This is a genomic window from Kitasatospora sp. NPDC054939, assembly GCF_053610105.1.
This window is the reverse complement of sequence record NZ_JBSGXP010000042.1, coordinates 11974-24069: the sequence shown is the minus strand read 5'-3', so window position 1 is coordinate 24069 and position 12096 is coordinate 11974. Positions and strand designations below refer to the sequence as shown.

Annotated in this window: 9 protein-coding genes; all 9 read right to left on the bottom strand. The window is 71.3% G+C overall.

Annotated elements, in window-relative coordinates; genetic code table 11:
• A complete protein-coding gene (locus tag ACWGB8_RS14785; RefSeq protein WP_452213654.1) occupies positions 1–879 on the bottom strand; it encodes a CDP-alcohol phosphatidyltransferase family protein in 879 nt (292 codons plus the stop codon).
• Positions 866–1558 (bottom strand): phosphatidylserine decarboxylase, encoded by a 693-nt coding sequence (locus ACWGB8_RS14780; RefSeq protein ID WP_452213652.1) that lies wholly within the window; start codon positions 1556–1558, stop codon positions 866–868. The genes ACWGB8_RS14785 and ACWGB8_RS14780 overlap by 14 nt, the downstream gene beginning before the upstream one ends.
• A gap of 511 nt (positions 1559–2069) precedes the next feature.
• Positions 2070–3272, bottom strand: a complete 1203-nt coding sequence (locus ACWGB8_RS14775) for an acyl-CoA dehydrogenase family protein (RefSeq protein WP_452213650.1) — start codon at positions 3270–3272, stop codon at positions 2070–2072.
• 276 nt (positions 3273–3548) lie between these two features.
• A complete protein-coding gene (locus tag ACWGB8_RS14770) occupies positions 3549–4052 on the bottom strand; it encodes a MaoC family dehydratase (protein ID WP_452213649.1) in 504 nt (167 codons plus the stop codon).
• Positions 4053–4072: 20 nt separating this feature from the next.
• Complete coding sequence (locus ACWGB8_RS14765) at positions 4073–5035, bottom strand: HpcH/HpaI aldolase/citrate lyase family protein (RefSeq protein ID WP_452213647.1); 963 nt, start codon at positions 5033–5035, stop codon at positions 4073–4075.
• 24 nt (positions 5036–5059) lie between these two features.
• Positions 5060–7087, bottom strand: coding sequence for a protein meaA (locus ACWGB8_RS14760; RefSeq protein ID WP_452213645.1), 2028 nt, complete (start codon positions 7085–7087; stop codon positions 5060–5062).
• Positions 7088–7094: 7 nt separating this feature from the next.
• On the bottom strand, positions 7095–8432 hold the full coding sequence (gene ccrA / locus ACWGB8_RS14755; RefSeq protein WP_452213644.1) for a crotonyl-CoA carboxylase/reductase: 1338 nt from the start codon (positions 8430–8432) through the stop codon (positions 7095–7097).
• 341 nt (positions 8433–8773) lie between these two features.
• Positions 8774–9682, bottom strand: coding sequence for a TetR family transcriptional regulator (locus ACWGB8_RS14750; protein WP_452213642.1), 909 nt, complete (start codon positions 9680–9682; stop codon positions 8774–8776).
• Positions 9683–9876: 194 nt separating this feature from the next.
• Positions 9877–11652 carry a 3-hydroxyacyl-CoA dehydrogenase family protein gene (locus ACWGB8_RS14745; RefSeq protein ID WP_452213640.1) on the bottom strand — a complete coding sequence of 592 codons (1776 nt, stop codon included), beginning with the start codon at positions 11650–11652 and terminating at the stop codon, positions 9877–9879.
• Positions 11653–12096 lie beyond the last annotated feature (444 nt).

The following is a 12096-nucleotide window of genomic DNA, read 5'->3' as shown; positions in this document are numbered from 1 at the left end:
TCAGCCGAGCCGGGACTCCGCGCGGCGGGCGCGGACGTCGCCGACCTTCTGGCCGACCTTGCGCCGGATGACCAGCAGCGGGGCCATCGCGGCCAGCGCGATCTGGGCGAAGGCGCCGACGTGCAGCAGGGTGTCCCCGCCCGGCAGGCCGGTCGCCCAGGCGGCGAGGCAGCCGATCGAGACGACGATCCAGCAGAGCGTCGCGGTGGCCAGCAGACCCTGCGGCTTGGGGTACTCGATCCGGCTGACCATCAGGTACGCGGCGCCGAAGATGGCGAGCAGACCGGGCAGGAACGGCGGGTCGAGCAGCACGATGGCGATCACCGTCATCGCGCCCATCGGGCAGGGCATGCCCTGGAACACCCCGGGCCGCATCTTCACGGCGGAGAAGCGGGCGAGCCGCAGCACCACCGCGAGCAGGACGGTCAGCGCGATCAGCGCCGAGAGCCGGCTGTTGGAGCCCGGCGAGACCATGCCCCAGACCGCGACGAAGTAGGCCGGCGCGATACCGAAGCTGATCAGGTCGGCGAGGTTGTCGAGCTCCGCCCCGAGGGCCGAGGAGCGCAGCTTGCGCGCCACCAGGCCGTCGAAGAGGTCGCACATCGAGCCGATCAGCAGCAGCGTCACCGCGGTGGCGGCGCTGTGCTTGTCCGGCGCGGCGTCCGGGTTGGTGATGTGCGGGACGAGCACCCCGGTGGTGATCGAGTAGATCGCCAGGAAGCCGCAGACGGCGTTGCCCAGGGTGAGGAAGTCGGCGGTCGACAGGTGCTGGGGCGAACGCGGCGCACGGAGCTCGCGGTCGCGCGCCCAGCGGCGGCGGCGCAGGGCCGTCTCCTCGTCGTCCAGGCCGACGATCGTCTCAGGATCAGTCACGGTCAAGGCGCGTCACCCCGGCAGTGGTCTTCTGGCCGACCTCGACGCCGACCTCGACGCCGGCCGGCAGGTAGGTGTCGACCCGGGAGCCGAAGCGGATCAGACCGATCCGATCGCCCTGCTCGACCTTGGTACCGGCGTCCACGTACGGCACGATGCGGCGGGCCACGGCCCCCGCGATCTGCACCATCTCGATGTCGCCGAGCTCGGTGTCGAAGTGCCAGACGACCCGCTCGTTCTGGTCGCTGTCCTTGTTGAACGCGGGGACGAAGCCGCCCGCGACGTGCTCGACGGACGTCACCGTGCCGGGCAGGGGCGCCCGGTTGACGTGCACGTTGAGCGGGCTCATGAAGATCGCCACCCGGGTGCGGCCGTCCGGCCAGGCGTCGATGCTCTGCACCACGCCGTCGGCGGGGGAGATGACTCTGCCCGTGCCGATCTCACGCTCGGGGTCGCGGAAGAACCACAGCATGCCCGCGCTGAGCGCGCACGCCGGCACCGCCGCGAGCGCCCATGCACCGTTGCGCCGGGTGAGGGCGGTGGTGAGGGCGGCCGTGGCGAGGGTGGGGACGAACCAGGGGGTGGCTCCGCGCGCGATGGTCACGCGGGGTCGCCGGCCGGCCGTCGGAGCGGCGAGGGCATCGCGGTCCGTGACGGAGGAGTGAGGGGACGGGCTGATGGGCATCGAAGACCTTTGTCGCGGGGGATCATGGCCGCTGGACGGGGGCCACCGCGGGGATCGAGTGAAATCGGGACGGCTGCTGTCCCGGTGGATGCTATCGGGAGCACACGGTGGGTGGGCAACCCGCCTGCTCGTTCATGTGTCCTGCGGGAGGCTGCGTCGTACCTCCTGTGTATACGACCGTAGCTCGGCCCCGTCCGGTTCCCAAGGGTCCGGACAAGGTGGGTGACTCTTGTCTCAGCGGGTGGAAGCGGGCGTGTCGGCCCAAAACGGTGCCGCCAGGGGCGTGTGGAAGCGGCCGTAGGGCGCATAGCCAGTGTTACGCGCCCTACGGCCGTTTCTTGCGAAGCCGTGCCCGGAGACCGGCGGACCAGGCCGGGACCGATGCGGCACGGCGCAGCGCCGGGACGGGCCCGCACGCCCGTCGACCGGCCGTCACCGGGTCGTCGCCGCCGGGCGCCCCGGCGGTCGGAACCCGTGTTCCGCCGTCGTCGGGGCCGCCCCGCCGGGGAGGTCACTCCGCGATGCGGTACTCCTCCAGCAGCCGGCGTCCGACGATCATCTTCTGGATCTCCGCAGTACCTTCACCGATGAGCAGCATCGGGGCCTCGCGGTAGAGGCGCTCGATCTCGTACTCCTTGGAGAAGCCGTAGCCGCCGTGGATGCGGAACGCGTCCTCGACGACCTCCTTGCAGTACTCGGAGGCGAGGTACTTGGCCATGCCCGCTTCGAGGTCGTTGCGCTCGCCGCTGTCCTTCTTGCGGGCGGCCATCACCATCATCTGGTGGGCGGCCTCGACCTTGGTGGCCATCTCGGCGAGCTTGAACTGGATCGCCTGGTGCTCGGCGATCTTCTTGCCGAAGGTGGAGCGCTGCTGGGCGTAGGAGATGCCCAGCTCGAAGGCGCGGCGGGCGACGCCGCAGCCGCGGGCGGCGACGTTGACGCGGCCGACCTCGACGCCGTCCATCATCTGGTAGAAGCCGCGGCCGGGGACCCCGCCCAGGATGCGGTCGGCCGGGATGCGGACGTCCTGGAGCACCAGCTCGGTGGTGTCGACGCCCTTGTAGCCCATCTTCTCGATCTTCCCGGGCACGGTGAGGCCGGGGACGGTCGGGTTCGGCCCGAAGCCGGCCGTCTTCTCGATCAGGAAGGTGGTCATGTTCTTGTACGGGCTGGAGCCGCCCTCGTCGGTCTTGCAGAGGACCGCGACCAGGGTGGAGGTGCCGCCGTTGGTCAGCCACATCTTCTGGCCGTTGAGGACGTAGAACTCGCCGTCCTTGACGCCCTTGGTGGAGATCGCCGCGACATCGGAGCCCAGGCCCGGCTCGGACATCGAGAAGGCGCCGCGGATCTCGCCGGCCGCCATCCGGGGCAGGAAGTACTCCTTCTGCTCCTGGGTGCCGTGCGCGTTGATCATGTGCGCGACGATGAAGTGGGTGTTGACGATGCCGGAGACGGACATCCAGCCGCGGGCGATCTCCTCGACCACCAGGGCGTAGGTGAGCAGCGACTCGCCGAGGCCGCCGAACTCCTCGGGGATGGTCAGGCCGAAGAGGCCGAGCTGCTTCATCCCCTCGACGATGGCGGTCGGGTACTCGTCCTTGTGCTCCAGCTCGGTCGCGACCGGGATGATCTCCTTGTCGACGAAATCCCGCACGGTGGCGAGGATGTCCCGCTGGATCTCGGTGAGGCCGTCGGTCTGTGCGAGGCGTCCCATCGTGCGGCTCCTGTGGTCGAGAAGAGTGTGAGGGTGGGGGGCGTGCGGGGGGCGTGCGGTGGGGCGGGGGTGATGCGGTGGTGCTGGAGTGGTGCGGTGGTGCCGGGGCGGTGCGGTGGTACGGCGGTGGTGATGCGGTGCGGTGGTGCCGGGGCGGTGCAGTGTGCTTCGGGCGAGGAGTGGCGGGGGCTCCACGGGCGTGGCTCCGTGGAGCCCCCGTAACCGGTTCGGGGCCGGGCCGATGACGGCGGCCCTCCCGTCCGGGGTCCGGGAGGACTACGCCAGCGGCTCGGGGCGGCCGGGCTGCTCGCCGCCGCGCGCCTCGGTGTAGGTCACGGTCGGCACCATCACCTTGCGGCGGAAGATGCAGACGACCGTGCCGTCCTGCTTGTAGCCCTTGGTCTCGACGTACACGATGCCGCGGTCGTCCTTGGACTTGGACGGCCACTTGTCGAGCACGGTGGTCTCGCCGTAGATCGTGTCGCCGTGGAAGGTCGGCGCGATGTGCCGCAGGGACTCGATCTCCAGGTTGGCGATCGCCTTGCCGGAGACGTCCGGGACGGACATGCCGAGGAGCAGCGAGTAGATGTAGTTGCCCACGACGACGTTCTTGCCGAAGTCGGTCGTCTTCTCCGCATAGTTGGTGTCCATGTGGAGGGGGTGGTGGTTCATGGTGAGCAGACAGAAGAGGTGGTCGTCGTACTCGGTGACCGTCTTGCCGGGCCAGTGCTTGTAGACCGCGCCGACCTCGAACTCTTCGTAGGTGCGTCCGAACTGCATCTCAGTGGTCCTTAGGGGGCTCAGGCCTGCGGGGGCTCGAACTTGGAGGTGCGCTGCATGCCGGCGGCGCGGCCCTTGCCGGAGACGACCAGCGCCATCTTGCGGCTGGCCTCGTCGATCATCTCGTCGCCGAGCATCGCGGAGCCCTTGAAACCGCCGGCCTCGGAGGTGCACCAGTCGTAGGCGTCGAGGATCAGCTCGGAGTGGTCGTAGTCCTCCTGCGAGGGCGAGAAGATCTCGTTCGCGGCGGCGACCTGGTCCGGGTGGAGGACCCACTTGCCGTCGAAGCCGAGCGCGGCGGCGCGGCCGGCCACCTCGCGGTACCCCTCCTGGTTGCGGATCTGGAGGTAGGGGCCGTCGATCGCCTGCAGGTCGTTGGCGCGGGCGGCCATCAGGATGCGCATCAGGATGTAGTGGTAGGCGTCCGCCGAGTAGCCGGGCGGCTGCTCGCCGACCACCAGGGACTTCATGTTGATCGAGGCCATGAAGTCGGCCGGGCCGAAGATGATGGTCTCCAGGCGCGGCGAGGCGGTGGCGATCGTGTCGACGTTGATCAGGCCCTTGGCGTTCTCGATCTGCGCCTCGATGCCGATCTTCCCGACCTCGAAGCCCATGGTCTTCTCGATCTGGGTGAGCAGCAGGTCGAGCGCCTTGACCTGCTCGGCATCCTGGACCTTCGGCAGCATGATGCAGTCGAGGTTGGGGCCTGCGCCCTCGACGACGGTGATCACGTCGCGGTAGGTCCAGTGGGTGGTCCAGTCGTTGACCCGGACCACCTTGGTCTTCTTGCCCCAGTCGCCGTTGTTCAGCGCGTCGACGATGTTGTGCCGGGCGCTCTCCTTGACGAGGGGGGCGCAGGCGTCCTCCAGGTCGAGGAAGACCTGGTCGGCGGGCAGGCCCTGGGCCTTCTCCAGGAACCGGGGGTTGGAGCCCGGTACGGCGAGGCAGGAGCGGCGGGGGCGGAGCCGGTTCACGTTGCTCATGGGGGTGGGTCGGTCCTTCCGGGGTCAGCTGGTGGTCGCGGCGGGGGCGGGCGTCCAGGGCTGGAGCCTGTTGGCCAGCCGGATCTCGTCCACGATCCGGCCGATGATGGTCGTGATGCCGAAGTCCTTCGGGGTGAACACGGCGGCGACGCCGGCGGCCTTCAGGGCCTCGCCGTCCGCTGCCGGGATGATGCCACCCACGATCACCGGGACATCCTCCACCCCGGCGCGGCGCAACCGCTGCAGGACGTCGGGCACCAGCTCCGGATGCGCCCCGGAGAGGATCGACAGCCCCACGCAGTGGACGTCCTCCGCGACGGCGGCGGAGACGATCTGCTCGGGGGTGAGCCGGATGCCCTGGTAGACCACCTCGAAGCCGGCGTCGCGGGCGCGCACGGCGATCTGCTCGGCGCCGTTGGAGTGGCCGTCCAGGCCGGGCTTGCCGACCAGCAGGCGCAGCTTGCCGGCGCCCAGCTCGGCGGCGGTGGCCGCGACGGCCTCGCGGACGGCGGCGAGTTCGCCGCCGGGCTCGGCCGCGACCGCGACCGGGGCGCCGCCCACGCCGGTGGGGGCGCGGTACTCGCCGAAGACCTCGCGCAGGGCGAAGGCCCACTCGCCGGTGGTCACGCCGGCCCGGGCACAGGCCAGGGTGGCGCCCATGAGGTTCTCCGTGGTGGCGGCGGCGGTCTTGAGCCCGTCGAGGGCCCGCTGGGCGGCGGCCTCGTCGCGCTCGCCGCGCCACGCCTCCAGCGCGGCGAGTACGGAGCGCTCGGAGGCCGGGTCGACCACCATGATCGCGGTGTCGAGGTCGGCCGTCAGCGGGCTCTCCTCGGTGGTGTCGAAGCAGTTGACCCCGACGATCTTGTCCTCGCCGGACTCGATCCGGGCCCGTCGGGCGGCATGCGAGGAGACCAGGTTGGACTTGAGGTAGCCGGACTCGACGGCCGGGATGACCCCGCCCATCTCCAGCACCTTGGCGATCTCCGCCTCGGCGCCGGCCAGCAGCTCGGCGGTCTTGGCCTCGATGACCTCGGAGCCGTTGAAGATGTCGCCGTACTCCAGCAGGTCGGACTCGTAGGCGAGCACCTGCTGGATGCGCAGCGACCACTGCTGGTCCCACGGGCGGGGCAGACCGAGCGCCTCGTTCCAGGCGGGCAGCTGGACGGCCCGGGCGCGGGCGTCCTTGGAGAGCGTGACGGCGAGCATCTCCAGCACGATGCGCTGGACGTTGTTCTCCGGCTGCGCCTCGGTCAGACCGAGCGAGTTGACCTGCACGCCGTAGCGGAACCGCCGCTGCTTCGGGTCCTGGATGCCGTACCGCTCCAGGGTGACCTTCTCCCAGAGCTGGGCGAAGGCGCGCATCTTGCACATCTCCTCGACGAAGCGCACGCCGGCGTTCACGAAGAAGGAGATCCGGGCGACCACCTCGCCCATCCGCTCGGCCGGCACCTGGCCGGAGTCGCGGACGGCGTCCAGCACCTCGATCGCCGTGCACATCGCGTAGGCGATCTCCTGGACCGGGGTGGCCCCGGCCTCCTGGAGGTGGTAGCTGCAGATGTTGATCGGGTTCCACTTGGGGATGTTGCCGACCGTGTAGGCGATCATGTCGGTGATCAGTCGGATCGACGGGCCGGGCGGGAAGACGTGCGTCCCGCGCGACAGGTACTCCTTGACGATGTCGTTCTGGGTGGTGCCGGTGAGCCGGGCGATGTCCGCGCCCTGCTCCTCGGCGACCACCTGGTAGAGCGCCAGCAGCCACATCGCGGTGGCGTTGATCGTCATCGAGGTGTTGGTCTGTTCGAGCGGGATGCCGTCGAACAGGGTGCGCATGTCGCCGACGTGGCCCACCGGCACGCCGACCCGGCCGACCTCGCCGCGGGCGAGGACGTGGTCGGAGTCGTAGCCGGTCTGGGTGGGCAGGTCGAACGCCACCGACAGACCGGTCTGGCCCTTCGCCAGGTTCCGCCGGTAGAGCGCGTTGGAGTCGCTCGCGGTGGAGTGCCCGGCGTAGGTGCGCATCAGCCAGGGGCGGTCGCGCTTCTGATCAGTCATCGGAGCCTCAGATGTCGCGGAAGCGGTTGATGGCCGGCAGGTGCTTCTCGCGCAGCTCCGCGTCGCGCACGCCCAGGCCCTCGGAGGGGGCGAGGCAGAGCACGCCGACCTTGCCCTGGTGCTTGTTCTGGTGGACGTCCAGGGCGGCCTGGCCGGTCTGCTCCAGCGAGTAGACCTTGGACAGGGTGGGGTGGATCTTGCCCTTGGCGACCAGGCGGTTGGCCTCGAAGGCCTCGCGGTAGTTGGCGAAGTGCGAGCCGACGATCCGCTTCAGCGACATCCACAGGTAGCGGTTGTCGTACTGGTGCATGTAGCCCGAGGTGGAGGCGCAGGTGACGATGGTGCCGCCCTTGCGGGTGACGTACACCGAGGCGCCGAAGGTCTCGCGGCCCGGGTGCTCGAAGACGATGTCGACGTCCTCGCCGCCGGTGAACTCGCGGATCTTCGAGCCCAGGCGCTTCCACTCGCGCGGGTCCTGGTTGTGCTCGTCCTTCCAGAACCGGTAGCCCTCGGCGGAGCGGTCGATGATCGCCTCGGCGCCCATGGCGCGGCAGATCTCGGCCTTCTGCGCGTTGGAGACGACGCAGATCGGGGTGGCGCCGCCGGCCAGCGCGTACTGGGTGGCGTACGAGCCGAGGCCGCCGCTGGCGCCCCAGATCAGCACGTTGTCGCCCTGCTTCATGCCCGCGCCGTTCTGCGAGACCAGCTGGCGGTAGGCGGTGGAGTTGACCAGGCCGGGGGAGGCGGCCTCCTCCCAGGTGAGGTGCTTCGGCTTGGGCAGCAGCTGGTTGGTCTTCACCAGTGCGATCTGGGCCAGGCCGCCGAAGTTGGTCTCGAAGCCCCAGATGCGCTGCTCCGGGTCCATCATCGTGTCGTTGTGGCCGTCCGGGGACTCCAGCTCGACCGACAGGCAGTGCGCGACGACCTCGTCGCCCGGCTTCCAGGCGTTGACGCCGGCGCCGGTGCGCAGCACCACGCCCGAGAGGTCGGAGCCGAGGACGTGGTACGGCAGGTCGTGGCGCTTGGTGAGCGGCGACAGCCGGCCGTAGCGCTCCAGGAAGCCGAAGGTGGAGACCGGCTCGAAGATCGAGCTCCACACGGTGTTGTAGTTCACGGCGCTGGCCATGACGGCGACCAGGGCCTCGCCCGGGCCGAGCTCGGGGAGGGCGACCTCGTCGAGGTGGAGCGACTTGCGAGGGTCCTTGTCGCGGCTGTCGAGGCCCGCGAACATCTGCTCCTCGTCCTTGTGGAGCGTCACCGCGCGGTAGGAGTCCGGCAGCTGCAGGGCGGCGAAGTCCGCCGAGGTGCTGTCGGGGCTGAGGATCGCGTCGAGGATTTCCTTCATGGCTGCCTCCGAAGGCGTACCTGTGTGAGGGCACAGGGCGTCTGGGGGAGCCGGGAGCGGACACCGGCTTCGCTGAGAGTTGGTGGATGGGTACAGCTGGGGGGTCGCTCCCGGGGTGTGGAAGCGCCGGACGACGGCGCGCCGAGGTGGGGAGCCGCGGCGCCGCGACTGGTGGGTAACAAGGTAGTGGCACCCTGTGCCACTCGTAAAGACACCCGGTGTCATCAATTCAGGTGAATCGGATCCGCGTTCGAGGAGGCGGCGGAGGGCGCGGAAAGGGCCCGCGCCGGATTGCCGGCACGGGCCCTCGAAACGCCTGTGAGCTGCGGAAACGCCGCCCGTCAGACGCGCTGCGCGCTGATCAGCGCGGCCTTGATGCTGTCCACCACGACGTCGAGCGGGGCGTCGGTGCGGGCCACTGTGATGAGAACCTCACCCCCGGGACTGGCACTCAGTGCGCTCGTGGCAACCGCCTCCAGCGGCGTCACAGTGGCACCGGGTGCCACCAGGGACCCCCTCCGTCGCGCACCGGGCGCGGCGGAGGCCCAGAACGTGCCCCGGATGACCTCGAAGGAGTGGTCCAGTTGCGCCTCCACGTCACCCCGCCCACCCGCCCGCAGCCAGCGCCGCAGCACGTGGTTGTGCGCGGCGACGACCGCCGCCGCCGACACCTCGGCCAGCATCGAGTCGTCCTCGCCGCCGCGCTGCCAGCCCGGCGGGATCTCCTCGGCGGCGTCGAACCGGCCCAGCAGGTAGCGGGTGAACAGCCGCTCGTAGCGCGCCACCACGGCGATCTCGCGCTCGCGCAGCGCCGGCACCTGGCGGATCAGCTGGTACCGCGCCACCGAGACCGCGGGGGTGGAGGCGTACATCCGCAGCACCTCCTTGATACCCCGGCACACCACGTCCAGCGGGTGCTCCTCGGGCTCGGCGCTCGCCAGCAGGTCGGCCACCCGGACGAGCGTGTCGTCGTGGTCCGGGAAGATCGCCTCCTCCTTCGACCGGAAGTACCGGAAGAAGGTCCGCCGGGCCACCCCGGCCGCCGCCGCGATCTGGTCGACCGTGGTCTCCTCGTAGCCCTGCGAGGCGAACAGCTCCATCGCCGCGGTGGCGAGGTCCTGGCGCATCTGCTGGCGCTGCGCCGCCGCCCGGCGGCTGCCGGGGCCCGGGTCTTGGCCGGCGCCGGCCGGCCGGTCGGCGGTGCGCGGTGCGGCTGGCTGCTGCGGGGAGGCTGACTGAACCCGATCCATGTCCGGAACGCTACACGGCCCGGCGGTCCGGTCGGCCGGCCTTCCCCGGCGTACCGGCGCGACCGGCCCCGGCACGGCCGGCCGGGGCCACCGGGCGGAGGCCGCCCCGGGGCTCCAGCCCGGCCGTGCGGGCCCGTACGACCCGGCGGGGCGCGCGTCGCCGGCGCCGCCCGGCGGCTTCGGCGCGGGCGCCGTCATCGGCGCGCGTGGTCGCGGAAGCCGCGGCCCGTCTTGCGGCCCAGGCAGCCCGCCGCCACCAGGTGCTCCAGCAGCGGGGCCGCGGCCAGCCCCGGCTCGCGGAACTCCTGGTGCAGCACCTGCTCGATGGTCAGCGAGACGTCCAGACCGACCACGTCCAGCAGCTCGAACGGGCCCATCGGGTAGCCGCAGCCGAGCTTCATCGCGGTGTCGATGTCGTCCACCGTCGCGTAGTGCTCCTGCAGCATCCGCACGGCGTCGTTCAGGTACGGGAAGAGCAGCGCGTTCACGATGAAGCCGGCCCGGTCGCCGCACTCCACCGGGTGCTTCTTCACCGCGGTGCACAGCTCCAGCACGGTCGCGGTCACGTCCGGGGCGGTCAGCACGGTCGAGACGACCTCGACCAGCTTCATGGCCGGCGCGGGGTTGAAGAAGTGCATCCCGATGACGTCCTGCGGCCGGGAGGTGGCCGAGGCACAGCTGATCACGGGGAGGGAGGAGGTGGTGGTGGCCAGCACCGCGCCCGGCTTGACGACCGCGTCCAGGGCGGCGAACAGCTCCCGCTTGACGGCGAGGTCCTCGGCGACCGCCTCGACCACCAGGTCCACGTCGGCCAGCTCGCCGTACTGCCCGACCGGCGTGACCAGCTCCAGCGCCGCGTCGCGCTGCTCGGCGGTGAGCCGCCCGCGGTTGACCGAGCGCTCCAGCGACTTCGCCAGCTGCGCCTTGGCCCGCTCGGCCTTCTCCAGGCTGCGGGCGGCCAGCAGCACCGGGTACCCGGCCTTGGCGAACACCTCGACGATGCCGGTCGCCATGGTGCCGGAACCGCACACCCCGACCGTGCGGACCTCACGGCCCGGCACCTTCGCCGCGGCCGGTCCGGCGACCGCGTCCACCGCCCGGGAGGAGCCCGGTGCCTCGTAGGTGTAGAAGCCGCGGCCCGACTTGCGGCCCAGCAGCCCGGCCGCCACCAGCTGGCCGAGGATCGGTGCGGGCGCGTGCAGGCGGTCCCGCGACTGCTCGTACATCGCCTCCAGCACGGTGCGGGCGGTGTCCACGCCGATCAGGTCGAGCAGGGCCAGCGGGCCCATCGGCAGGCCGCAGCCCAGCCGCATCGCGGCGTCGATGTCCTCGCGGGTGGCGTACTTGGACTCGTACATCGCGGCGGCCTGGTTCAGGTACGCGAAGAGCAGGCCGTTCACCACGAACCCGGCCCGGTCGCCGGCCGCCACCGGCTCCTTGCCCAGCTCGCGGGCGAACTGCGCGGCCTCCTCGGCCACCTGCGGGGAGGTGAGCACGGTGCGCACCACCTCGACCAGCTTCATGCTGTGCACGGGGTTGAAGAAGTGCAGGCCGAGGACCCGCTCCGGGCGGGCGGTGGCGGCCGCGATCCGGGTCACCGACAGCGCGGTGGTGCCGGTCGCCAGCACGGTCTCGGGCGGGCAGATCCGGTCCAGCTCGGCGAACAGCTCGCGCTTCAGCTCGATCTGCTCGGGGACCTCCTCGACCACCAGGTCGGCGCCGGCCGCGGCCGCCAGCTCGTGGCCCACCGTGAGCAGGCCGAGCAGCGCGCCGCGCTCCTCGGCGGTGAGCCGGCCGCGGGCCACCGCGCGCTCGGTCGACTCCTCGATCCGGGCCAGCGCCCGTGCCGCGGAGTCCTCGTCCGCCTCGATGCCGATCACCCGTCGGCCGCTCCTGGCGACCGCCACCGCGACACCGGCACCCATCGTGCCGAGGCCGACCACGGCGACCGTGGGAAAGGGACGCTCCATAGGTCCTGACTCCTTGTCATGAGGGGCCCGTGCGCGCTCCGGCGACCGCGCCGCCGCGCCCGGGGACGCCGGGGGCGGCGCGCGCCGGAGGAGGGTCCGCGCACGGGAGTTGGGAGATGACGGTTGCGGCGCCCGCAGCCCGGCCGGTCCGCTCCGGCCGTGCTGGGGGTGTGCCGTGGTACTCAGGCGCTCGAAGACGAAGGAAGCGGCTCTGATGCGAGGAAGGGACCGGCCGGCCGCGCAGCGGCGGCACCTGGCCGGGGAAGGACGCACTCGACCGCCGCCGCCCACGCCGCGCGATGGCGCGCCGGGCGACGACCCCGCCGGTGCGGCTCCCGAAGCCCGGCGGTGGTGCGTGCGGTCACTGTAGCGAAGCTACCGCCGCGTAGGAAGGGGTGCGGCGGGTCCGGTCGGAAGTCGTTCGGGGCCCGGGCGAGGGGGCCG

Excerpts from the sequence above, each read along its gene's own strand:
- ACWGB8_RS14760 (WP_452213645.1), bottom strand. The coding sequence starts at position 7,087 with ATGACTGATCAGAAGCGCGACCGCCCCTGGCTGATGCGCACCTACGCC.
- ACWGB8_RS14750 (WP_452213642.1), bottom strand. The coding sequence starts at position 9,682 with ATGGATCGGGTTCAGTCAGCCTCCCCGCAGCAGCCAGCCGCACCGCGC.
- ACWGB8_RS14775 (WP_452213650.1), bottom strand. The coding sequence starts at position 3,272 with ATGGGACGCCTCGCACAGACCGACGGCCTCACCGAGATCCAGCGGGAC.
- ACWGB8_RS14780 (WP_452213652.1), bottom strand. The coding sequence starts at position 1,558 with ATGCCCATCAGCCCGTCCCCTCACTCCTCCGTCACGGACCGCGATGCC.
- ccrA (WP_452213644.1), bottom strand. The coding sequence starts at position 8,432 with ATGAAGGAAATCCTCGACGCGATCCTCAGCCCCGACAGCACCTCGGCG.
- ACWGB8_RS14745 (WP_452213640.1), bottom strand. The coding sequence starts at position 11,652 with ATGGAGCGTCCCTTTCCCACGGTCGCCGTGGTCGGCCTCGGCACGATG.
- ACWGB8_RS14770 (WP_452213649.1), bottom strand. The coding sequence starts at position 4,052 with ATGCAGTTCGGACGCACCTACGAAGAGTTCGAGGTCGGCGCGGTCTAC.
- ACWGB8_RS14765 (WP_452213647.1), bottom strand. The coding sequence starts at position 5,035 with ATGAGCAACGTGAACCGGCTCCGCCCCCGCCGCTCCTGCCTCGCCGTA.